The sequence below is a fragment of the Microcoleus sp. BM001215392 genome (assembly GCF_036700185.1).
Taxonomy (GTDB): Bacteria; Cyanobacteriota; Cyanobacteriia; order Cyanobacteriales; family Microcoleaceae; genus Microcoleus.
Genome location: NZ_JAUBOJ010000076.1, coordinates 1 through 21,237 on the forward strand (window position 1 = coordinate 1; position 21,237 = coordinate 21,237).

General features: G+C 45.8%; 18 protein-coding genes and 1 pseudogene. 9 read left to right on the top strand and 10 right to left on the bottom strand.

The features are described 5' to 3' along the window. Positions 1 to 536 precede the first annotated feature (536 nt). The 4 genes from QT974_RS11330 (at position 537) to QT974_RS11345 (ending at position 5,321) form a co-directional block, all read left to right on the top strand. Positions 537 to 1,148, top strand: coding sequence for a hypothetical protein (locus QT974_RS11330; RefSeq protein WP_333468582.1), 612 nt, complete (start codon positions 537 to 539; stop codon positions 1,146 to 1,148). 323 nt (positions 1,149 to 1,471) lie between these two features. After that, positions 1,472 to 1,885, top strand: a complete 414-nt coding sequence (locus tag QT974_RS11335; RefSeq protein ID WP_333468583.1) for a hypothetical protein — start codon at positions 1,472 to 1,474, stop codon at positions 1,883 to 1,885. Between the two features lie 332 nt (positions 1,886 to 2,217). After that, a complete protein-coding gene (locus QT974_RS11340; protein ID WP_333468584.1) occupies positions 2,218 to 2,970 on the top strand; it encodes a hypothetical protein in 753 nt (250 codons plus the stop codon). A gap of 266 nt (positions 2,971 to 3,236) precedes the next feature. Beyond that, on the top strand, positions 3,237 to 5,321 hold the full coding sequence (locus QT974_RS11345) for an ABC transporter ATP-binding protein (protein WP_333468585.1): 2,085 nt from the start codon (positions 3,237 to 3,239) through the stop codon (positions 5,319 to 5,321). Positions 5,322 to 5,476: 155 nt separating this feature from the next. On the opposite strand, the gene QT974_RS11350 is transcribed toward QT974_RS11345, so the two are convergent. The 5 genes from QT974_RS11350 to QT974_RS11370 all read right to left on the bottom strand — a co-directional run bounded on the left by QT974_RS11350 (position 5,477) and on the right by QT974_RS11370 (position 9,743). Then, on the bottom strand, positions 5,477 to 5,695 hold the full coding sequence (locus QT974_RS11350; protein ID WP_333468586.1) for a hypothetical protein: 219 nt from the start codon (positions 5,693 to 5,695) through the stop codon (positions 5,477 to 5,479). 27 nt (positions 5,696 to 5,722) lie between these two features. Then, positions 5,723 to 6,940 carry a DNA double-strand break repair nuclease NurA gene (locus QT974_RS11355; protein WP_333468587.1) on the bottom strand — a complete coding sequence of 406 codons (1,218 nt, stop codon included), beginning with the start codon at positions 6,938 to 6,940 and terminating at the stop codon, positions 5,723 to 5,725. Between the two features lie 328 nt (positions 6,941 to 7,268). Further along, positions 7,269 to 8,063 (bottom strand): HAD family hydrolase, encoded by a 795-nt coding sequence (locus QT974_RS11360; protein ID WP_333468588.1) that lies wholly within the window; start codon positions 8,061 to 8,063, stop codon positions 7,269 to 7,271. 46 nt (positions 8,064 to 8,109) lie between these two features. Further along, the gene (locus QT974_RS11365) at positions 8,110 to 8,847 is read right to left on the bottom strand and encodes a DUF928 domain-containing protein (RefSeq protein WP_333468589.1); all 738 of its coding nucleotides are present in this window, start codon (positions 8,845 to 8,847) and stop codon (positions 8,110 to 8,112) included. Between the two features lie 146 nt (positions 8,848 to 8,993). Then, positions 8,994 to 9,743: a DUF928 domain-containing protein gene (locus tag QT974_RS11370; RefSeq protein ID WP_333468590.1), complete on the bottom strand. Its 750-nt coding sequence runs from the start codon at positions 9,741 to 9,743 to the stop codon at positions 8,994 to 8,996. Positions 9,744 to 10,087: 344 nt separating this feature from the next. Here QT974_RS11370 and QT974_RS11375 point away from each other — a divergent pair, with 344 nt between their 5' ends. From QT974_RS11375 to malQ, 4 genes are all read left to right on the top strand, one after another. Next, positions 10,088 to 11,878, top strand: coding sequence for a CHASE2 domain-containing protein (locus tag QT974_RS11375; RefSeq protein WP_333468591.1), 1,791 nt, complete (start codon positions 10,088 to 10,090; stop codon positions 11,876 to 11,878). A gap of 640 nt (positions 11,879 to 12,518) precedes the next feature. Further along, a complete protein-coding gene (locus QT974_RS11380; protein WP_333468592.1) occupies positions 12,519 to 13,277 on the top strand; it encodes a MinD/ParA family ATP-binding protein in 759 nt (252 codons plus the stop codon). A 212-nt stretch (positions 13,278 to 13,489) separates the two neighbouring features. Continuing rightward, entirely contained in the window at positions 13,490 to 13,615 is a 126-nt protein-coding gene (locus tag QT974_RS11385; protein ID WP_333468593.1) for a photosystem II protein Y, read from the top strand. 443 nt (positions 13,616 to 14,058) lie between these two features. Then, positions 14,059 to 15,567 (top strand): 4-alpha-glucanotransferase, encoded by a 1,509-nt coding sequence (gene malQ, locus QT974_RS11390; protein ID WP_333468594.1) that lies wholly within the window; start codon positions 14,059 to 14,061, stop codon positions 15,565 to 15,567. A gap of 150 nt (positions 15,568 to 15,717) precedes the next feature. Here the strand turns inward: malQ and QT974_RS11395 are convergent, their stop codons facing one another. Next, positions 15,718 to 16,599, bottom strand: coding sequence for a helix-turn-helix domain-containing protein (locus QT974_RS11395; RefSeq protein WP_333468595.1), 882 nt, complete (start codon positions 16,597 to 16,599; stop codon positions 15,718 to 15,720). Then, complete coding sequence (locus QT974_RS11400) at positions 16,596 to 17,390, bottom strand: pseudouridine synthase (protein WP_333468596.1); 795 nt, start codon at positions 17,388 to 17,390, stop codon at positions 16,596 to 16,598. The genes QT974_RS11395 and QT974_RS11400 overlap by 4 nt, the downstream gene beginning before the upstream one ends. Positions 17,391 to 17,921: 531 nt before the next feature. Here QT974_RS11400 and QT974_RS11405 point away from each other — a divergent pair. Then, the gene (locus QT974_RS11405) at positions 17,922 to 18,785 is read left to right on the top strand and encodes an LmeA family phospholipid-binding protein (protein WP_333468597.1); all 864 of its coding nucleotides are present in this window, start codon (positions 17,922 to 17,924) and stop codon (positions 18,783 to 18,785) included. Positions 18,786 to 19,023: 238 nt separating this feature from the next. Here the strand turns inward: QT974_RS11405 and QT974_RS11410 are convergent, their stop codons facing one another. The 3 genes and pseudogenes from QT974_RS11410 to QT974_RS11420 form a co-directional block, all read right to left on the bottom strand. Beyond that, entirely contained in the window at positions 19,024 to 19,941 is a 918-nt protein-coding gene (locus QT974_RS11410) for a phosphatidate cytidylyltransferase (protein ID WP_333468598.1), read from the bottom strand. A 324-nt stretch (positions 19,942 to 20,265) separates the two neighbouring features. Then, on the bottom strand, positions 20,266 to 20,859 hold the full coding sequence (gene cbiT / locus QT974_RS11415; protein ID WP_333468599.1) for a precorrin-6Y C5,15-methyltransferase subunit CbiT: 594 nt from the start codon (positions 20,857 to 20,859) through the stop codon (positions 20,266 to 20,268). Positions 20,860 to 20,981: 122 nt separating this feature from the next. After that, a pseudogene (locus tag QT974_RS11420) lies at positions 20,982 to 21,237 on the bottom strand (aminotransferase class I/II-fold pyridoxal phosphate-dependent enzyme); the annotation flags it as partial.

Genomic DNA, 21,237 nt, shown 5'->3' on the forward strand with positions numbered 1-21,237 from the left:
GTCCTCTTTGAGAGGACTTCAGCTTTGAGGCAGGGGTTTAAACCCCTGCCGGACTGCCGGACTGAGGGAAACAGCCTTAAGTTGTCACCAATAGGCACTGCCGTGTCCTGACTGTAGGTAACATTAATTCCGATGCTACCGGATTGGATATAACTTGAGGTAACTGCTAGAACTAAGCTATATCAACGATTTGACGAGAGGCTGTAGAAGCGATCGCCCCCGTTTAGCTATTTATTTTTATTCACATCATATTTTTCCTTATTTTTTCTTATTTGTCGATCGCACTCCCGATTTTTTACCCAAATAACACAGGAATTTATCTGAAATTTTCCTATTTCTTATGATTAATCTATCTAAAAATAGCTATTAATATAATACCTAATCCTGGTTGCTACCCCATTTATTTTTGAGTCGGCGAAGGCAACGAAAGTTTTTGTAGATGCGGTTTTAACCGCGCCCGTCATCAAGGGATGGCTAACTCGGATTTGGTATAAATTCATTCAGCAACCAGCACACACAAAAATCACGAGGTAATTATGCAGCCTGAAGCTTCAGTCAGTAATGGAGTTCTTCAAGTAGCTATTCCAGTGGCTTGCTTGGAAGTCCTCATCAATACTATTGTCAGTGCCAACGGAGGAAGATACGAAGATACTGACGTTCGACGACTTGATGTTAGTGATATGCGAGTTTCTTTCACAGAATACGGCTTAGTGATCGACGGCAACTGGCATCTCCAAGCCAGAGAGTATTTAGGAAGTTGCCTGGGAAAAAAGAAATATAGTCCCTGGGTTTCGATCGGCGGTTCTTTCTCTCAATCTTTCATTATTAAGATTCGGAACGGAAGGCTCTTAGCAGAAGCGAGTAAGATCGATATCCGAGGTACCGACAAGTGGTATCCTGAGATTCTTTATGCTTTGATTTCGAGATTTCGTGTCAATGGATCTGTTAACCAACTCATTAATCGAGAACTACAAAATTTTAATGGTATGAGTCTTCAACAACTATTTGTCGAAGCGGGTAGCGATCCAGTTGCTCAAGCGTTGGGGATTAGGAGTAATGATGCTAGCCGATCGATCGACTCTTGCGCGGGTAATATAAATGCCAACATAACTGGTGATAGCTTGATATTATCCGTACAAGTTGACTGAAAAATGTACGGGAATATATAGCAGTTGAGAGTTGACAGTTGACTGTTACCTATTACCATTCTTGAACAGGCAAGATGCCTGTTCCACAATAATTATAGGAGATATCTAGTGGCGATCGCCTCCGGTCACGCATTTATTATTATTAGCATCATATTTTTTATGAGTTTTTCTTATTTATCGATAAATTCCCCTGTTTGTTTGCCAAAAAAATGCGGTAATTTGTGTGATATTTTCCTAGTTTTTCTGATTGTTATGTCGAAAAAAAGCTATTAAGATAAATTCATTCGGAAAAATAAACAACAAAGAATTAAGAGGAAATTATAATGAATATCACCCTGAAAAGAAAGGTGGCAATTGTTTCGGCAATAGCAACATCCTTGCTCTCTGCTGTAAGTCCTGCATCAGCAGCTTCTCCCATTAGCTCAACGCCAAAGCAATTAATTGCTTTCACAATACCCAACCTGCCGCCTGAAGTTTCAGTCAATAATGGACATCTTCAAGATACTATTCCAGCATCTTTTTTGGATATTCCGATCGACTATATTGTCAATGTGAGTGGAGGGCAATACAAAAATACGGACGATCGACGACAAATACTTGTTAAAGAACGTCATCGGGATCATGAGATGTTTATTGTTTATACAGGAGATTGCGGGTTTATGAGGTATACCATAATTCGGAGTTTAAACTCACATCCCGCACTCCACAACAGGCACCTACGCTGCTCGATCGGATAAAAGGTCGATCGACCGAGACAATAGTTAAATACCGGGTTTATGACAGAGAATATAGCACCCAAGCCTATATTTTGCTCAGAAACCCGGTATTTCTAAGCTTATCAGGAGCTAACGAGAGTTTGTAGGGCGATCCATGTTAGCTATTTATTATTATTCACATCATATTTTTTCTGGCTTTTTCTTATTTGTCGATCGATTTTCCTGTTGGTTTGCAATATCGAAGACTGTAATTTGTATGAATTTTTCGTATTTTTTATGATTGTCATATCTAAAAAACGCTATTAGGATAGATTCATTCAGCAACCAACACAACAAAGAATCACGAGGAAATTATGATGAATGTTATCCAGAAAAGAACGGTGGCAATTGTTTCGGTAATAGCAGCATCCTTGCTCTCTGCTGTAAGTCCTGCATCAGCAGCTTCTCCCATTACTTCAACACCAAAGCAATTAATTGCCTTCAAAATACCCAAGCTGCAACCAGAAGCTTCAGTCAGTAATGGAGTTCTGCAAGTGGCTATTCCAGTAGCTTTGTTGGCTGGTCCGATCGATTCTATTCTGAGTGCCAATGGAGGACGATACAAAGATACTGATTATCAACGATTTGATGTTAATGATATGCGAGTTTCCTTCACAGAAGGTGGCTTAGTTATTAACGGCAACTGGCGTTTCCAAGCCCGAGAGTATTTAGGAAGTTTCTTGGGAAAAAAGAAATATACCCCTTGGGTTTCCGTCAGCGGTTCTTTCTCTCAACCTTTCAGTATTAAGATCGGGAATGGAAAGCTCTTCGCAGAAGCGGGTAAGACTAATATTCGAGGTGCCGATAAGTGGTATGGTGACATTCTTGATGCTTTGATTTCGAGATTTCGTGTCAATGGATCTGTTAATCAACTCATTAATCAAGAGCTACAAAATTTTAATGGCATGAATGTTCAACAACTACTTGTACAAACGGGTAGTGCTTCTGTTGCCAAAACGTTGGGGATTAGCAGTAATGATGCTAGCAAATTGATCGGCTCCCGTGCGGGCAATATCAATGCTAACATAACTGGTGGTAGCTTAAGATTATCTGTACCAGTTCGCTAAACAATGCAGCGTCCAAATGTGAGTTGCTATTGCTAAGTTTATTTTAGGGTGCTCTACTTTTTTGCTGAATAACTTCTAATACTGAATTATCACACCTATTTTTACAAGTCTTGCTAAAAACATTCGCTACTACTAGAACCCTGACTTATTTAAGAAATCGGGATTCTAACTATTCGTTTTTTTAGGTGAGCTTAGTTATTCGTGCAGCATATTGATTTTATTTGTTACAATTATTAATTGGATGTATTATACCAGTTTTCCTGTAAATGACGATTTCCTCAGCAGTAGCAGACACCAAAAACCAACCCCGTCGCGATACAGACTGGCGGTTATTCATGAGGTTGGCATCTTACGCAACCCGCAGCAAACGCTTGCTGATTATTTCGATCGCACTATTAGTACCGCTAGCAGTCTCAGGAGCAATTCAACCGATTCTGATCGGACAGGCAATTTCGGTAATTCGAGCAGAACCTACCTATCAATTTTTACAGGGATTGCCTTTATCTTCTGCATTAAATGTTTTGGCAGTCTTGCTGATGCTAACTATAACATTTAGATTGGGACTGCAATCAGTTCAAGGATATTTAGTCACAAAAGTAGGGCAAATTATTACTACTGATATTAGAAATGATTTGTTCGCCCACGTCACATCGCTAGCGGTGCGATTTTTCGATCGCACTCCTGTCGGTAAATTGATGACGCGCCTCACCAGTGACGTGGAAGCTTTGGGAGAGGTTTTTTCCTCAGGGGCGATCGGGATTGTTAGCGATTTATTTTCGATTTTAGTAATTGCCATTTTCATGTTTACCATGCAGTGGCAATTAGCTTTAATGTTGGTGATGATGATGATACCGATTACTGCTTTAATCATTTATTTTCAGTACCAGTATCGAATTGCAAATTACACTACCAGAGAAGAACTTTCCGATCTCAACGCCCAACTGCAAGAAAACCTGACTGGTATTGGTGTAGTGCAGCTTTTCCGCCGCGAAAGATTCAACTCAGAATTGTTTAGTGTCACCAACAAACGCTACATTAAAGCCGTTGATAAAACTATCTTTTACGACTCAGCCGTATCTGCGACATTAGAATGGATTGCTTTAGTGGCGATTGCAGCCGTTTTGTGGATGGGCGGTCAAAGCCTTCTGCAAGGTACAATTAACTTTGGTACTCTGTCTGCATTTATTTTATTTGCTCAGCGTCTCTTCGATCCGCTGCGACAATTTGCGGAGAAATTTACGGCAATTCAAGCAGGATTTACTGCCGTCGAACGGATTAGCGATATTCTCAACGAACCGATCGAAATTAAAGATCCAACTAGCGGGGGGAATGAAGGAAGTTCGGCAACGGATTATGTAACGGATTTAACGGATGTCACGGATAGAGGTTCGGCAGCGAGCAATGTACGGGATTTAAAGAATAGAAGGAAGAGGGAAGCAGGAAGAAGGGAATATTATTCGCCGTTGCTGATGGCCGGTCATCCAGAGGCACTTGCTTATAATTTATCTTCAAATGAACCAGAATTGGTAGAAAGCAATCAAACTCCTGTAACTTCTGAATATCGCCTATCAGCTAACAATCAAAAATCCCTAGTTGCTCATGCCCAATCAAACCAAGCCGCATCAGGAGAAATCCAATTTGACAATGTATGGTTTGCTTACAAAGAAAACGAATATGTTCTGCAAGACCTGAATTTTACCATCAAATCTGGCGAAAAAGTCGCATTAGTTGGCCCGACAGGTGCAGGAAAAAGTTCAATTATTCGTCTTCTGTGTCGTCTATACGAACCGACAAGGGGCAGAATTTTGGTTAATCATGTAGATATTCGGGATTTACCTCAAGCAGAATTGCGGAGACACGTAGGCGTGATTATTCAAGATGGCTTTCTATTTGCTGGCGATGTGAAGAGCAATATTAGCCTTGGCGAAAGTTACTCGATGGAGGAGATTCGAGCAGCAGCAGAAAAGACGAATGTTGCTCGTTTAATTGAAGAATTGCCTCAAGGTTATGACACGCAATTGCGGGAGAGGGGAACTAATCTTTCGGGGGGACAAAAGCAGTTGTTAGCGTTTGCTCGCGCGGCTATTCGCAACCCCAGTATTTTAGTTCTGGACGAGGCGACTGCTAGTTTGGATGTGGGGACGGAAGCTTTGATTCAAGAGGCTCTGGAGCGTTTGATGGTGGACAGAACGGCGATAATCATTGCTCACAGGCTCTCGACTATCCGAAATGTCGATCGCATTTTGGTACTCAAACGCGGGCAGTTAGTAGAGTCTGGCAGCCACGAAGAGTTGTTGCAGCAAGAAGGTTTGTATGCCAGTTTGTACAAGCTGCAAATGCTCGGAAGTTAGACAGTTGACAGTTGACAGTTGACAGTTGACAGTTGACAGTTGACCGAAGGAAGTCAGGAGAAAGGATTTTTTTTCCTAAACTCGGTAGATTTGCGGTTTTAGATTTTAGATGAGAGAACAAATCTAAAATCTAAAATCGCAAATCTAAAATCATATCACTTACCAAAAATGATTTTCCCAAGGGTTTGTGGCAGGTGAGTTATGTGTTGAAAAAGCTGATTTGGCCCGATACCAAACAATAACTGCATCGCCAACACAATTGCTGCTAGAGCAATCGCTGTCCCGACGCTGGCTTTCAATACTTTAAAAGCCCAATTAAATACCAGCCAAGAAACAAGTAAGGAAGCTATTAAGATGATTAATTCTAGGGGCATATAACATTTTTAACTCTAATTTTAAATTCAAGCAATACTGCCGCGCTTCCGGGTTTCCTTATTAGAAATGCCGACATTTTTTAAACCAGCTTTAATCATTTGCTGCTCTAACAAAGCAAAAAAGCTACTTCGATCGCCCCCGGTGACAACTGCTTGGTTGTGGGCTTCTGCTAGCGTCACGGGATAGCCGCCGCCTTTGTGTACTTGAGCTAGCATCATTCCTAAGGCTAAATCTAGCTCTGTTTTATCTTGTGCTACCCATTCCGGAACTTCTATTCTAGCAATTTCTGTGCCAACATGAACGTAACAAAAATAGATGGGATTGAGACCGTACAAATCTAAAATTCGAGCGTGGGATTTCCACAACGGGCTTCTTTGTCCGGGTAGCAGGATTGTGGCCCACAAGACGGCATCTCGCAATGGTTCAAATTCTTGACAAGGTGCTTTTTCGTCGAAAGCACTGGTGGCGGAAAATCCGACGTTGGGGCAGTTTGTCATGCAGTCTGGTACTTCGTGGGTGCAAGCTTGAAACCGCAAAAAAGATAAGCTTTCGGTGCTGCGAGAAGCGCTCAAGTATCCTAATAAGGGAATTTTTGCTAAGCGCAATTTGTCCCAAGCTTCTAAAATTGGCTGCAAAATTCGATCGCGCGCTTCGCTAGGTAACTGTTCCAAAAACCAATAAATCAGGGAACCATCTACCATTGCCAAAGTTGGCGCGGGTAGTTGATTGTCGTTAAATTTTGCCCAATTGCAGCCCATTTCCGCGAGGGCGATGGCTTCGGAAACGGCGCGCCGGTATCCCATCCACTCTTCGGTTCTAATTCCCCACTGGCGCGAAGCATACAAGTCTTCGGGTTTGTAGAAAACTTCGGGCACGCTGTCTAAAATTGGGTGGCGACTTTGGCCGTAGTGCAGCATGACTGTACCGACGTTGATCAGGTAGCAGTAGGCTATTTCGTGATGGCTGGGTGAAATTTGCGATCCGTCTGTGGCGAAAACTGTGTGGGCGGCGGGCGGTGCGGTGATGTAGGTGCGATCGTCCAAGGGCTCGATCGGCGTGGCTGCATTGAATAAAGTGCGATCGCTCCAACTCTCTTGCAATTCTACCAATTTTTCTTGTCCCACCGCCGCCTGTTCTAGCAAATTCTGAGCCACTTGCAAACGCAAGCGTGCCGCCAAAGCCTCCACATTTAAATGTTGGCTCATTCCCTGCATTGCTTTGGCTGCTTTAGTTAAATCTAGCATTGATTTTAAGCCTCACATTGGTTCGTAGTGAGGACTCCCTTCCGCATCCAAGAGAGGACTAAAGTCCTCACTACGAACCTATTTTATTACTGGGTCATCGACATAAAAAAATCGATTTTTTTGATCGATATCCTTGCTTTGTTGGGGAATTATTGTTATTATATTTATATCATAATGGGAATATGTTCAAAAATAATATTTTCGCAACCATCCCATTATATAAAAATACCATGCCAACGCCGCAAAAGTCAACAAAAAAAATCTAAAATTTGGGGATTTTTTTTGACTCTGCTAAGCGAAAAAAATCTCCCTGCCAACAAGTCTAACATCAACATTCGTCGGGCAGCCAATCGACAAAATCTCCGGCAAACTGCGACAGAGAAAGCAATTGAACTGGTGGATTTTGAGCCACAGATTCCCGTTCTGCCAAAGTATTGTAACCCCAGTCAGCCAAAAACAATCTCACCTGAGATAAATCCGGCTGCTGTTTGACAGAAACCAAAGTTTTTAACCGATCTTCCACAAACCAAATAGTCGCATCTTTGCCAGACGCTGCCAAAAATTCCCGCAATATTTGGTGTTTCGGCTTGTTGTATTCTTTGCCAAAAATTAACTCCGACGGCATTTGTACGCCCCCTAGCTGCAAAAGTTCCCGCACAAAACGGCCTTCCTTGGTTGTGACGATCGCGACTTTGACCGAACCGTCTTGTAAGGAGTGGAGGCGATCGGCTACTCCAGGATAAAAGCGGTGCAAAGACAGCCACCCAGCTAAATCCTCAGCAATCCAATTATCGCGCAGTCCGTCTAACATTGCGCCGACAGACTGGGCTTTTAAATTATTTTCGGTCAATATCTGCGGGACAATGTTTGGCCAGTCTAGCAAAATTTGCTCTTCGGTAATTCCTGTCAGCAGGGCGCGAATCAGCAGGGGCATTTCCCAGCCGGTTTCGATGGCTGGCCGGACTCGGTAGAAACTGAAAGCTAAATCTGGATCGGGGACTGTTTCGATGGGTTTCCAGATTTGACAGTAGCTGCGCCAAGCTGTTTGGAAATATTCGATTAGTCCGTCACAAATTACACCATCAAAATCAAGGGCTAGAATTGTTGGAGAGTTATTAGTCATCAAGTGATTTGAGATTTGAGATTGGGGATTTGGTGAATAGTTTCTCTTAAAAAGACTGAACTAGCGGTTGATCGGCGATCGCTTCGAGTTTTTGCGACTTCAGCAATTGCGTCCACTCGGCCTTGAGACTCGCATCGTCGGGCGCGCGGTTGCGCATTTGGGCTAGAGTCGCAACAGTTTCGTACCAAATGCCATTTTTAGCATAAGCAATCAACCTCGCCCTCTGGTCGGGATTTGCTGCTAAGTCGCTTTTGAGATTTCCCTGGGCTTCGATTCGCTGTATCCATCCTCTAACAATATAATCTCCGGAGCGCTCTTGAGGATCGCAAGCTAGTGCAAACGACCACACATATCTCTTCCCAACTTCAATATTTTTGGTCTTGCCTTTATCAGAAATGCTAATTCCTACAATTCCGGCTTTGTCAACTTTTAAACTAGATTCGTAAACTACTTCGGATTCATCCTCGTTTAGCAAAACAAACTCGACTTGAGCCGCTGGTTGAGAAACGTAGACAAAAAATATGGGCGACTCTGTTAGGGTTAAGCCAATATTGCTTTCGGGTATTAAGGGAGTAATAAATAAACCATCTCGCAACTGACAGCCTCGATGCGTTCCCCCTTGTCTGTTGTCGGGGGCTGTGACATCTGGAGGTTTGAAATTAACATTCTGACTCAGCAGAATTGGTGGGGGTACAGCGTCCACGGCTCGCAGCAAATTGGGGAGAGTCAGTGAGATAGCTAATACGGAGATCGCCAATGCAGCCAAATTTATCAAGCGTTTCATTTTTTTCACCAACTTGTAGAGATATTGTAGATCGCGTCTCTACTGTCAACCCGGAGTTTTAACTTAACTCCGGGCGCGATCGGGTAAATTTGTGAGTTTTCACATTTTGATAGGAAGACAGAGAAAACTTCAACCAATAGCGAGTTTTAAAGGGGCCCAACCAGCGGTTGAGCTGCTACTGATTCGAGTCCTTGCGACTCCAACAATTGTGTCCACTTCGCGTTCAGCCTTGCATCTCCCGGTGTCTGACGGCGCATTTGGGCTAAAGTAGCGAGAGTTTCGTACCAAATCCCATTTTTAGCGTAAACGTCCAGCCTGGTCATGGGGTCAGGATTTGCAACCAAATCGCTTTTGAGATTTGGCTGGGGTTCTATGCGCTGCACAAAGCCTTTAGTAACTAAATCTGCCGATCGGTCTTCTGGTTCGCAAACCATCGAAAACGACCACACGTATCGCTTGCCAACTTCCAAGGATTTATTGCTGTCACTGCTAGCAGGAATCGCTATTCCCACAATTCCGGATTTGTCAACTTTAAATGTTTTTTCGTAGACAACTTTGTCCTCGTTTTCTGTCAGCAAGGTAAACTCTATTTCTGCTGATGTTTGAGGGAGGTACACAAAAATTGTGGGAGACTCTGTAAGAGTTAAACCGATATTAGTGGGAGGTACTAAAGGAGTAATTGATAAACCCGCCGGACAAAGCTTGGAACCGCGATGTGTCCCTCCTTGTCGGCCCCCCGGTGCTGTGACGTTGGGAGGCTGGAAATTTACACTCTGACTCAGCAGCAACGGCTCGGGTTGTGCCGGCAAGGAGGCCAGCGCGCTGGGGAGGGTAGCCGATAGCGCAGATGCAGATAAGGCGATCGCTAGCTTAGCTCCATGTAGAAAACGTTTCATTTTTTTGTACCTTTCACTATAATATTGCAAACACAGATACTCCCCGATAGCGACCAATATTTTTGAGACGCTAGTCTCAGCACGCAGATATACAATTTCTACCTTGACATATCATCAATAACATTAATTAATTCGATCGGCAAGTGATTCTGGGGCCCAAAAATCCCCTGACAGACCTTGGCAGTATCATTGCATACACATAACCAGGTGGCAGACTGTAAAAAATTGTTACAAAGCGGTCGGAGTTTCCGGGTGTTCTAGGATTGAGGAAGTCTAGCGCAGCGGGCTGTCAGGGGAAACAAATGCTGTGCTTGTAAAAAGATGCAAATTTTGATGGTGGGATCATGACTAAAATATTTAACAAAATGCGATCGGCAGTGGCTCAATTGAGTCAAATGTCTAAACCATCACTCTTCCTTGCTAGGTCGGTATTAATTGCTAGCGCGGCAGTAACATTATCCTTGGTGGGTGGGAGACAGCTAGGAATACTCGAACCAATTGAATTAACCGCCTACGACCAAATGGTGAGGTGGCGTCCCGAGTCCAAGCCAGACTCGCGCTTGCTAGTTGTGGGGATTACCGAAGCAGACATTCAGAAACTGAAACAGTGGCCGATATCCGATCGCAAAATAGCTGAAATCTTACAAAAACTCGAAAAAATGCAGCCGGCAGTCATCGGCTTAGATGTGCTGCGAGACGTACCTTTAGGAGACGGGCGCGAGGAATTAAGTAAAGTTTTACAAAAAAACGATCGAATTATTGGGGTATGTTTAGTCACCGACGGGAACCCCAACAATCCCGGTTCTCCGCCACCTCCTGGAATGTCAGAAAACCGGGTGGGATTTGCCGATTTCGGGGTCGATCCCGGCGGCATACTGCGCAGGGCTTTATTATTTATGAAACCGCCGGAAATTCAGGGTACATCTTTGGCGGAAAAACATCTTTGCAATGACAGCAGTAAAGTTTTATTTTCCTTCAACCTCCAGCTAACACTCCGCTACCTGCAAGGGCAAAAAATATTGCCAAAACTGGCACCAGATCAATCTCTCTGGCTGGGTGAAACTCAATTAAAACAACTACAAACTAATGACGGAGGATATAGCAATGCCGATGTCAGGGGATATCAAATACTAATTAACTATCGCGGGCGGCAGCAAGTCGCAAATCAAGTTACAATTACTGATATTTTAGAAGGAAAAGTCGATCCAAATTTAGTGAGAGATAAAATAGTCCTCATCGGTTACACCACAGAAACGGTTAAAGATTACTTTTATACTCCTTACAGCGCGCAACAACAAAACAACCAATTCATGCCGGGGATCGTGGCGCACGCCCAAGTAATTAGCCAACTTTTGAGTGCGGTTTTAGACCAGAGACCGATGTTTTGGTTTTGGCCGGAATGGGCAGAAGTTCTGTGGATTGCGGGATGGTCGATTGTGGGAGGAACCGTGGCGTCGCGGATGGCTCACCCAGCCCATTTGGTGCTGGCATTTGGAGGACTTCTGTCGGGGTGTTGCGCGATCGGCTTTGGGATTTTCATGTTGGGAGGGTGGGTACCTGTGGCAGCCCCAGCCTTAGCATTAATCTTCACTGGTGGCAGTATTGTATCGGCAGACAGATTTAATAAAGCCGGGTACGGGAAAGCAATTAGCGATCGAGTCAAACAAGTGTTCAAAATCGAAATAGACCAAGCCAAAAAAGAACAGCAAGTCGCAGAAATTACCGAATCTGAGTTCTTTAAAGAATTGCAGCAAAAGAAAGATAAACTGAGACTTAGCAAAAAAGAAACCTCTGAACAACCACCTGCGGCACCCGAAGAAATAACTGCAAGTGTCCCCTCGATGCCCCAAGCCGAAAGTCAGCCAGACGAATACTTAGCTCAGTTGCAGCAAAAAGCCAAACAGCAGAAGCAGCGCGCCGCCGCGACTGCTGCCGAAAACGCCTCAAAAACAGCAGGTGCGATCGATGCAGGCGCCGTTTCTAGCGGGGGCGAAACCAAGCCAGATGAGGAGTTCAGCGATTTGCAAGCGAAAGCAAAACAGATGCGACAGCGCCGGAGCGAAGAAAAAAAGATCAAAGATCAAAAGATTGATAATTTAGCAGGTAAGGAGGATTTGGGGGGAAAGGAAGAATGACAGACAACTCGACGGCATCATACATTGCATCATAATTTATGGTCGCCGTTTCTTGGGTTGATAGTGGGAAAAAACACAGTCAAATATAACCCAATATGCTGGGGTTTATACAGTCATGAATGTTAAAGGACTGTGGAACACAGATCGAGATATGGCTGTGGGTGTCGAAAGCGATTGCGAGGGTTCAGGAGAGAAGGTACGGCTAACCCCGGTCTCTGGAAATAGCACCTACATTGCCTGGGTACGCTGTTAGCCCGGATCTGCCAAAAATCTTGAGATGAAGAAGGTTGTTAAGATTACTTTTAGTTGTAAAATACAGTTTTATTAGGTTCTGATTAATTCCGTAATTATCGAGTCTGATTGATTGCGGGCGGGAGCAGCAACGTCGGCTCGCACCTAGATAGCAATAGGCTTGGGTGAAGAAAGTCCGGAACGTAAAACGATGTGAAAAATAGATTCGGAGATTGCTCAGCCCTTGCGGGTTCTCTTCGGACAAAAAGGTTAACAATGGGGTATTGAGATAGAGAGGACATAAATCATCAACCGGTCTCTATAAGAATAGGACATAATACACAACTTCAAAGTCAATACATGACTAGACTTAAATAGATAATTGTTAAATCTTTGCAATACGCATATCATGTCTAAAATCATTTCTGTCCACTCTTACCGGGGTGGAACTGGCAAATCGAACACGACTGCAAACCTGGCATCTATTATTGCTCGCGGCGGAAATCGGGTCGCGATTGTAGACACAGACATTCAATCACCCGGGATTCACGTGCTGTTCGGTTTCAGCGAGAGCAACATGGATCGCTGTCTCAACGATTACCTGTGGGGCCGGTGTCCGATCGCCGATACGGCCTATGATGTGAGTTCGCTGCTGCCAAAATTAGCGACTAACGGCACCCTCTACCTAATTCCTTCGAGCATTAAAGCAGGAGAGATAGCGCGAGTTTTGCGCGAAGGCTACGACGTGGGGCTGCTTACCGACGGCTTTCAAGAACTGATCGACGCTCTCAATTTAGACTACCTATTTATCGACACGCACCCGGGGCTCAACGAAGAAACTCTGCTGAGCATTACGATTTCCGACATTTTACTGCTGATTCTGCGTCCGGATCAGCAAGATTTTCAGGGAACGGCTGTCACGGTAGATGTGGCGCGCAAATTAGAAGTTCCCAAAATTTTGATGACGATCAACAAAGCCCCAGAGTCTCTGGATTTTGAGGATTTGAAGCAGCAAGTAGAGAGTATTTACGACATCCCAGTGGCGGGGGTGCTCCCCCACAGCGATAAGATGATGCTGCTGGCGAGCCAGGGGGTGTTTGCGCTGCGCTTCCCGAACGATCCTCTAACTCAGGTGGTCGAAGGGATTGCTAGACTGATTGTGGGATAATGGGGGTCGCCAGAGCCGAGAGGGCCCTCCATGCCCTTGGGTTTCCACCAGCTCAATTCCAGCAGCCCGATGTCCTGGTGCAGATCCGGCTGATGCTGTAGAGAAACTTGGTCGGCGCCGACAATATTTGCTTAAAGAGTCAGGAGAATGGCGACAAAATGAGATACAAATAGATTATGAGAATTTGTTAAAAAACTTTAGGAGGAGAACTCATGGAATTTGACTTCCGCATACTGATAGTATTGACGCCCGTCTTGTTAGCGGGCGGCTGGGCAGCTTACAATGTGGGCGCTATAGCTATCAAACAAGTGCAGAAACTGTTGAACAAGCAAGCTTAAACTCAGCCTCTTCACTGCGAATGAAAGCAGCCGACTGTTTCTGGAGACACAAAAACAGTCGGCGTCTTTGTGTGCGGGCTGCGATCGGAGCGATGGCGATTTGGCCCTCGATCGCAATTTACGACTCCAGACAGATCAAGCTACAGCTAGATAAAAGTTATAAATAAACTTGCGCAGCAACGCTGGTGCGATCGAGCGAAACATTTAGGATCGAGGCAATGAGCTGCATGGGGCAAGTGTTCAATTGGAAAGCTCGCTGCGCGGGCGATCGGGATTTGTGATGAGATTTTGATACAAATATTTAGCAAGCACTTTCCCGCAGAAAATATGAGACAATCGCAAAAGTATTGGCCCTAAAAATCGCCCGAAAAACTGCGAAGTTTAACGAGTAGGTAATATCGGTCAAATTGTCAATGTTTAACTCCTATATCTTTAGATAGATTATGCTTTTTCCCCGAGCTAGCGGCATTCTACTCCACCCGACATCTTTTCCCAGCCGATTTGGCGTAGGGGATATGGGAATAGAAGCATATCGTTTTATTGACTTTTTAGTAGAGAGCGACCAGCAATACTGGCAGATATTGCCACTGGGGCCGACAGGATACGGAAATTCTCCTTATTCTTGCTATTCAGCAATGGCAGGAAACCCGCTGCTCCTGAGTCCGGAAATCCTGCGGGACGAGCAATTGCTCAGCGATGAAGATTTAGCTCATTCGCCGGATTTTCCCCTAGATACAGTAGAATTCGATCGCGCGATCGCTCACAAAATACCCCTGCTTAAAAAAGCTTGCGAAAACTTCAAAGCCAAAGCATCGCCTGTCCAGCAAAGAGAATTCTCAGCTTTTTGCGAGAGCAAAGTGAATTGGCTGGAAGATTATGCCTTGTTTATGGCACTAAAAGACAGCTTCAACGGCAGTAGCTGGCACACTTGGGAACCAGAAATTGCCCGACGCCAACCAGAGGCGTTAGAAAAGTGGCGGCAGCAGCTACATACTGAGATTTATTACTACAAATACGTCCAGTTCGAGTTTTTCCGCCAGTGGACAGAGTTGAAACGCTACGCGAATCTGCGCGAGATTAAAATTATTGGCGACATTCCAATTTATGTAGCTCACGATAGTGCTGATGTATGGTCGCATCCTGAGTTATTTTGCTTGGATGAAGCGAGTGGAGAGCCAGCTTTAATGGCCGGTGTTCCCCCGGATTACTTCAGCTCCACAGGTCAATTGTGGGGCAACCCGGTATACAATTGGGAGGCTCTGCAAGCAAATAATTTTCAGTGGTGGGTGCAGCGTTTTGAAGCGATTTTCGCTTATGTAGACGTGACTCGGATCGACCACTTTCGAGGATTTGACGCTTATTGGGCGGTGAAGCGCGGGGAAGAAACTGCGATGAATGGAGAGTGGATTAATGCGCCGGGAACGGCTTTGTTTGAGGTAATTAACGAGAAGTTCGGCAACTTGCCGATTATCGCTGAAGATTTGGGGGTAATTACTCCGGAAGTGGAAGCTTTGCGCGATCGGTTTGAGTTTCCGGGAATGAAGATTTTGCAGTTTGCTTTCGGCGCTGGGCCGGGCGATCCTTTTTTGCCTTTCAATTACGCTCGCAACTGCGTAGTTTACACTGGAACTCACGATAACGATACGACTGTCGGCTGGTTCAACCAACTGCAAAATTACGAAAGAGATGAGGTTTTGCGTTATTTGGGCTGCATCGATCCCCAAGGAATTCACTGGTCTTTAATCCGCATGGGTTGGATTTCTATTGCTAATTTGGCAATTGTTCCCTATCAAGATTTGTTGGGTTTGGATACCGACGCGCGGATGAATTTTCCGGGGAAAGCAGAGGGAAATTGGGGCTGGCGTTATCGCCGGGAAGCTTTGAATTGGGAGGTGCGCGATCGCCTCAAAACAATGACTTACATCTGCGGGCGCGCACCCCAGAAAAATTGACAATAGGGAATTGGGAATAGGGAATTGGGCAAACAGGGCATTGGTTAGTGGTTATTGGTTATTTGTTATTAGAAAAACTACTAACTACTAACTACTAATTACTAACTATTACGCATCCCTCATGCCCGATGCCCAATTCGTGATGCCCGATTAACCTTCATTTTTGGGCTTTGCTGAAGGCTTGAGTTCGTCTGCTTTAAAAACAACTTCTTTGGCGACTCCGGTGGCTCCGAGCGGTTCTGGTTGTCCGTTATTAACAGCAATCATCACCCCGCCCGCGTTGCCAGCTATAACTACCAATTGCTTTTCGGCTTGCCAGGTGCGGACAGTTCCTGAAGGCAGAGTTCCCTCAAACTCTGTTTTACCATCGACTTGAATCTGCATCCAAGATTCGGCTTTTAAAGTGACATTAACCATCACTGGTTTGTTACCATATTTACCTGCATTTTCACCGGTTCTTGCTGCTTCCACAGCAGTGTAGCTATCCGGTTTCTGATTTTTTGAGGTGCTTGAGGCCTCAGCAATTAAACGAGCTTGTTCTTGTTGCTGAAGCGATTGTTCTTGGGTTCCTGCACCGTTTTTTGCAGTGACAGAACCGCCCATGAACTGAGATAAGCCATTGACCGAACAAATAATTAGAAATGTGTAAAAAAGATAAAGGTGCATCGGTCGCAACTGAGGCAAATTTAGCCCGGATAGCTTGGCGCCCGATCGCGCAGGCGGTTCGATCGCGAACAAGTCAGCAAACTGAGCTGGGTCTAAACCCATTGCTTCGGCGTACCGTTTAATCAAACCCTGAGTGTAGACTGGTTCTGGGAGTTGGTCTAGTTGACCGTCCTCGATGGCTTGCAGCAGATTCCGCCGAATCATTGTTACCACAGCTACTTTGTCCAAAGAAATCGACTGCTGTTCGCGATACTGTCGGAGTTGAGAGCCAATTTCCGCTAGTTTTTTCTGAGGTGATTCTGGCTCTTGCGAATGCAGTTTCTGCTTAGTTGTTTTGAAGAATAAAAACAATAAATTCTTTGTCATATGCTGTGCTCCTGGGGATTCACTGGCACGCTTATTGATGTTAGGTTGACTAGATTCCATAAAAAAATAATTTCTGAATCTTCTAGGGGTCGGTAGCAGCCTGGTGGCAATATTGGCTTCGCGGGCGGCTGCAATTGAATCGGGCCAATAGCTGTACGGTGCAGGCGCACCACGGGATATCCCAACTGTTCGGCGGTGCGCCGAATCTGTCGGTTTCTCCCTTCTGATAGAATGACTTCTAACATAGTTTGGTCTCGCGCGCGATCGAGAACTCTAACTTTCGCGGGCAATGTTTTTCTGCCGGACAAGATGATGCCCTGACGCCACGCTTGCAGTATGGGTTCCGGGGGATCGCCGAGCACCCAAACCTGATAAGTTTTGGCGATCGAGTGACGCGGATGGGTCAAACAAAATGTCAGCTTACCATCATTGGTGAGCAATAGGGCGCCTGTGGAATCTGCATCTAAGCGTCCTACGGGATGGATGCCTTGACCCGATCGCAGTTTGGGCGGCAGGAGGTCGAGAACTTTCGATCGATCTCTGGGATCGCTGCAAGTAGAAACTACGCCTGCGGGTTTGTTGAGTAACAGATAGACACAAGCGGGTCGATCCGTTGGTTTGATTGGGATTCCATCGACTTCGATGAAATCGCGATCGGGATTTGCCTTTTGTCCTAAACCAGCAATATTGCCATTAACTCGGACTCGTCCAGCTACAATCATCTGTTCTGCTAGACGGCGAGAAGCAATGCCCCACTGGGCCAGGATTTTTTGCAGCCTTTCATCGGACATGACGGGAGTGTGGAAACCGCGAACGCAAAGCGTTAGGGGAGGAAAAACGACAGGGTTAATGGATTAACCGGTGCTACCAATGGTCAATTCCTGGTTGGGAATAAATAATATAATACTGATCAATCATTACAGGGGGTTGCGCCCGGTGCAGATTGTCCTTATGGCATTACCCTGAATGTTGTGCAAAAACTACGAGGAAAAGACTCGCGGCAGGCTTGTGCTTGCACCGTTAGTTTGCTGCTGGTTTGAGATGTGATGGTCTGACACGACCATAGACCAACACTACCATAAAACCGGTACTGCTGGTTAATTTTATACGCTCGATCGCGAAATTTACGTGGGGATCGCACAACTGGCGAGTTCAGGAGAGCATCAGAGGGCCCAAAGGGTGAGATTTTTTCTGTCCAGCAGCATTGCGGATCGGAGATTTCTGTTGCTTGTGGAGTGATTTAACAGTTGCGCTCATCAACCAACCCGGCGATCGCCCAAAATCACAGGTTGAGGCAATATCTCTGTACAGAAACTGGATTTATGAGGTGCCAAGAGCAAGTCCTAGTTAAATTTTTGTGCTTGAATGTTAAGGTTTGTATTTTGAAATTGTTTATGACTGTCGATCGCCACTCTCTGTTATTTGACGATATAGCTGGCGCTGCTGGCTCTGGTGAGACTGCTAATTTAGGCGAGGACGGGGGGACACCGCCGCCGAGTCAAGGCAGCCGGATCGCGAGTTCGGTGCTGTCTCCGGCGGTGCAGTTGTTGCTGCGATCGCAAGTTCAGCAGGTTGACGAGTTGAAGGTAAAAATTGAGGGGAGCGATCGACAAATTTTCAGCGGTGCGATCCCCAAAGTAACGGCAGCCGCTCGCGGTGCCGTGTATAAAGGATTACACCTAACAGAAATTGCCCTAGAGGGCTGGGGAATTCGCATCAACCTCGGTCAAGCTCTGAGAGGCAAACCGCTGCGCCTGCTCGAATCGGTGCCCGTGACCGGGGTTTTGAGGCTCTCTCAAGCGGATTTGAATGAGTCGCTGAAAGCGCCTTTGCTGGCGGATGCTTTGAGTGAATTTTTGCTGCCCATGTTGCCGCTGACAGATAGCGAAAAGTCGCTGAAATTGGAAAATTCGCAGATCGAAATTGAGGCGGGGAAGTTGACGCTGGCGGCGACAATTTTGCGCGCTGGGGGTAGGCAAATTCCTGTTGTATTGCGGACTGGTTTGCGGATTGCTAGCGGTCGCGAATTGATGTTTGAATCACCAGAAATCGAGGTTGATGGAGAATTAAAGAGCAGTGATTTCAATAATTTTAAAATTGATTTCGGGCAGGAAGTTGAGATAGAAGAGTTGATTTTGAGTTTCGGGGAGATTGTTTGTCGGGGCGGAATTAGAGTTTTGCCTTAGTTAGTTAGCTGTTGATTGTTGATTGTTGATTGTTGACAGTTGACAGTTGACAGTTGTTATTTGTTATTGGTTATTTGTTATTTGTTATTTGTTATTTTTGAAGATTTCCCAATAATCAGTGACTAATGACTAATAACCCATAACCAATAACCCATAACCAATAACCAATAACCAATAACCCATAACCAATGACTAATGCCCCATGCCCCATGCCCCATGCCCTATGCCCAATTCCCAATTACCGATGAATTAAAAAAGAGTCGATCGCGGGCAATAGCAAAGTCACAAAATAGTAGACTAAGGGTGCAGTAAAAACATAACTGTCAGTGCGATCGAGAATGCCGCCGTGACCGGGGATCAACTGCCCCGAATCCTTAACACCGGCGTCTCGCTTCATCATCGACTCAGTTAAATCTCCCAACAAGCTAGCAACGCCAATCAACAGACCAAAAGCTGCCCCAGTATACGGCCACCCCGGCCATTGTAAATACCAAGACCCGGCGGCGGCCACGGCGATGCTGCCGCAAACTCCAAATACGGCACCTTCAACGGTTTTTTTGGGGCTGATGTGGGACAGGCTAGTGCGGCCGAAGAATTTGCCGACAAAATAAGCGCCAATGTCAGCGGCCCAGATACAGAGGAAAGCCAGCAGCAGGGAAGTCAATCCTAGAGATATGTTGCTGGAACTTGTCCAAGACTGGGACGAGTAAATATTAACTGGCAAATTGCTTGCTACTATTTGCGAAAATTGGGTAGTAGCGAGATTGGCTGGATCGAGGCCGACTCTCAGGCGTACCCAATAGCTGGGCAAATAACCGCCGTAGAACAATCCTAAAATTGAGGAGGCAATATCGGCGATCGTCGATAATTTAGGTTGAAATAACAGGTAGAAACAGATTAAGGTTCCGGCTAAGGGGAACATGGCGTCTACGAGTTGAGGCGCCAGGGCGGCCGTAATTAGCAAGCCTTGACTGACAACTAAGGTCGTTTTGGCAGCGGGTGCAATGCCTTTAGCCCGGGCTAATTGAAAATATTCCAATTGACCTAGGTACACGATGACGCCAAAGCCGAGGGTGAAGTACCATCCCCCCATAATAATCATTCCCAAAGCAAGGACGATCGCAACTATTCCACTCAGGATACGAGACCAAGGCATAAAATGAATTTCTCTTGCAGATGGCGGTGGGTGATTCGATTTGGGATTTGGGATTTGGGATTTGGGATTTTCGATTGTGTTAGGAGACGAGTTCTTACCTTGCACTGCCAACCCAGATCCCCCATCGGTTATCGAAATATCTCAAGTCAGGCGGTCTATCCAGCTATGCTCGCCCTTATTATTATGAAGGTTAACGGGACTTAAAAAAGGTTAAGAATTACATAAGGGAATCGGGAATGGGGCATCGGCCCGCGCAGGGCATCGGCCAAACAGGGCATTGGGTATTGGAATAGCTTCTTCCCTCTTCCCTCTTCCTTCTTCCTTCTAATCCAACTTTTCGCCGCTGAGAATAAAGATGGGATTGACAGCGGCAAAGGTTTGACTCAGGCCGCGAGTTTCCAGGCGGTTGACGGCGGACTGGACTACCTCAATGTTGCGGACTTGCAACTCGGCGAAGCTTTCGGAAAGGGCGTAAAGATTCTCTAAATTCGATGCTGTGGCGACAACTCTACCGTTGGGCTGCAAGTAGCGCCAGACTTCCTTGAGAATCATTTTAATGGGGCGCCCTCCTTCGATGCAGACTCGGTGGGGGGGTTCGGGGAGGTGTTCGAGGCATTCAGGGGCGCTACCTTCGATGACTTCTACGTTCTTGAGCTCGAATCGATCGCAATTTCGGCGAATCAAGCTGGCTACTTCTTCGTCCCTTTCTACAGCGATAATCCGACCTTTGGGACACAGCAAACCTGTTTCTACGGCGATCGTACCCGTACCTGCACCGATGTCCCACACCACTGAATCTGCTTGGAGTCGCAGGTGAGATAGTAACAGCAGTCTGACTTCTCGCTTACTCATGGGAATTCCCGGTAAACGTTCAAATAAATCGTCTGGGATACCAGGAGTGACGTAGGGCCAAAGCATAGTTCTATTTTTAATGGAAGTCAGTGGGCAGTGGGCAGTTGTCAGTGGGCAGTTGTCAGTTGTCAGTGGGCAACCCCAAGGGGAGAAAACAGGATCTCCTACTTTGCCCATCTCCCTCATATTTACTGTCGCACAACCTTGAGAGTTTGGAGGCGGGGATCGTTGCAACCTGTGATTTTGCCACCGGCGGCAAGGATTTGTTGCAGGTAGTCAAGGGCTTGTGGCGTAACGATTTCACCAGGCATCAAAACGGGTATTCCTGGCGGGTAGGGACAGATCAGTTCGGCGCACAGGCGATCGACTGCTTGGTATGTTCCTACGGTTTGGGCCGGGGAAAAGAAGGCATCGCGGGGGGAGAGGGGGGGAGTAGGAGAGGGG

Excerpts from the sequence above, each read along its gene's own strand:
- QT974_RS11330 (WP_333468582.1), top strand. The coding sequence starts at position 537 with ATGCAGCCTGAAGCTTCAGTCAGTAATGGAGTTCTTCAAGTAGCTATT.
- QT974_RS11335 (WP_333468583.1), top strand. The coding sequence starts at position 1,472 with ATGAATATCACCCTGAAAAGAAAGGTGGCAATTGTTTCGGCAATAGCA.
- QT974_RS11340 (WP_333468584.1), top strand. The coding sequence starts at position 2,218 with ATGATGAATGTTATCCAGAAAAGAACGGTGGCAATTGTTTCGGTAATA.
- QT974_RS11345 (WP_333468585.1), top strand. The coding sequence starts at position 3,237 with ATGACGATTTCCTCAGCAGTAGCAGACACCAAAAACCAACCCCGTCGC.
- QT974_RS11350 (WP_333468586.1), bottom strand. The coding sequence starts at position 5,695 with ATGCCCCTAGAATTAATCATCTTAATAGCTTCCTTACTTGTTTCTTGG.
- QT974_RS11355 (WP_333468587.1), bottom strand. The coding sequence starts at position 6,940 with ATGCTAGATTTAACTAAAGCAGCCAAAGCAATGCAGGGAATGAGCCAA.
- QT974_RS11360 (WP_333468588.1), bottom strand. The coding sequence starts at position 8,063 with ATGACTAATAACTCTCCAACAATTCTAGCCCTTGATTTTGATGGTGTA.
- QT974_RS11365 (WP_333468589.1), bottom strand. The coding sequence starts at position 8,847 with ATGAAACGCTTGATAAATTTGGCTGCATTGGCGATCTCCGTATTAGCT.
- QT974_RS11370 (WP_333468590.1), bottom strand. The coding sequence starts at position 9,743 with ATGAAACGTTTTCTACATGGAGCTAAGCTAGCGATCGCCTTATCTGCA.
- QT974_RS11375 (WP_333468591.1), top strand. The coding sequence starts at position 10,088 with ATGACTAAAATATTTAACAAAATGCGATCGGCAGTGGCTCAATTGAGT.
- QT974_RS11380 (WP_333468592.1), top strand. The coding sequence starts at position 12,519 with ATGTCTAAAATCATTTCTGTCCACTCTTACCGGGGTGGAACTGGCAAA.
- QT974_RS11385 (WP_333468593.1), top strand. The coding sequence starts at position 13,490 with ATGGAATTTGACTTCCGCATACTGATAGTATTGACGCCCGTCTTGTTA.
- malQ (WP_333468594.1), top strand. The coding sequence starts at position 14,059 with ATGCTTTTTCCCCGAGCTAGCGGCATTCTACTCCACCCGACATCTTTT.
- QT974_RS11395 (WP_333468595.1), bottom strand. The coding sequence starts at position 16,599 with ATGACAAAGAATTTATTGTTTTTATTCTTCAAAACAACTAAGCAGAAA.
- QT974_RS11400 (WP_333468596.1), bottom strand. The coding sequence starts at position 17,390 with ATGTCCGATGAAAGGCTGCAAAAAATCCTGGCCCAGTGGGGCATTGCT.
- QT974_RS11405 (WP_333468597.1), top strand. The coding sequence starts at position 17,922 with ATGAGGTGCCAAGAGCAAGTCCTAGTTAAATTTTTGTGCTTGAATGTT.
- QT974_RS11410 (WP_333468598.1), bottom strand. The coding sequence starts at position 19,941 with ATGCCTTGGTCTCGTATCCTGAGTGGAATAGTTGCGATCGTCCTTGCT.
- cbiT (WP_333468599.1), bottom strand. The coding sequence starts at position 20,859 with ATGCTTTGGCCCTACGTCACTCCTGGTATCCCAGACGATTTATTTGAA.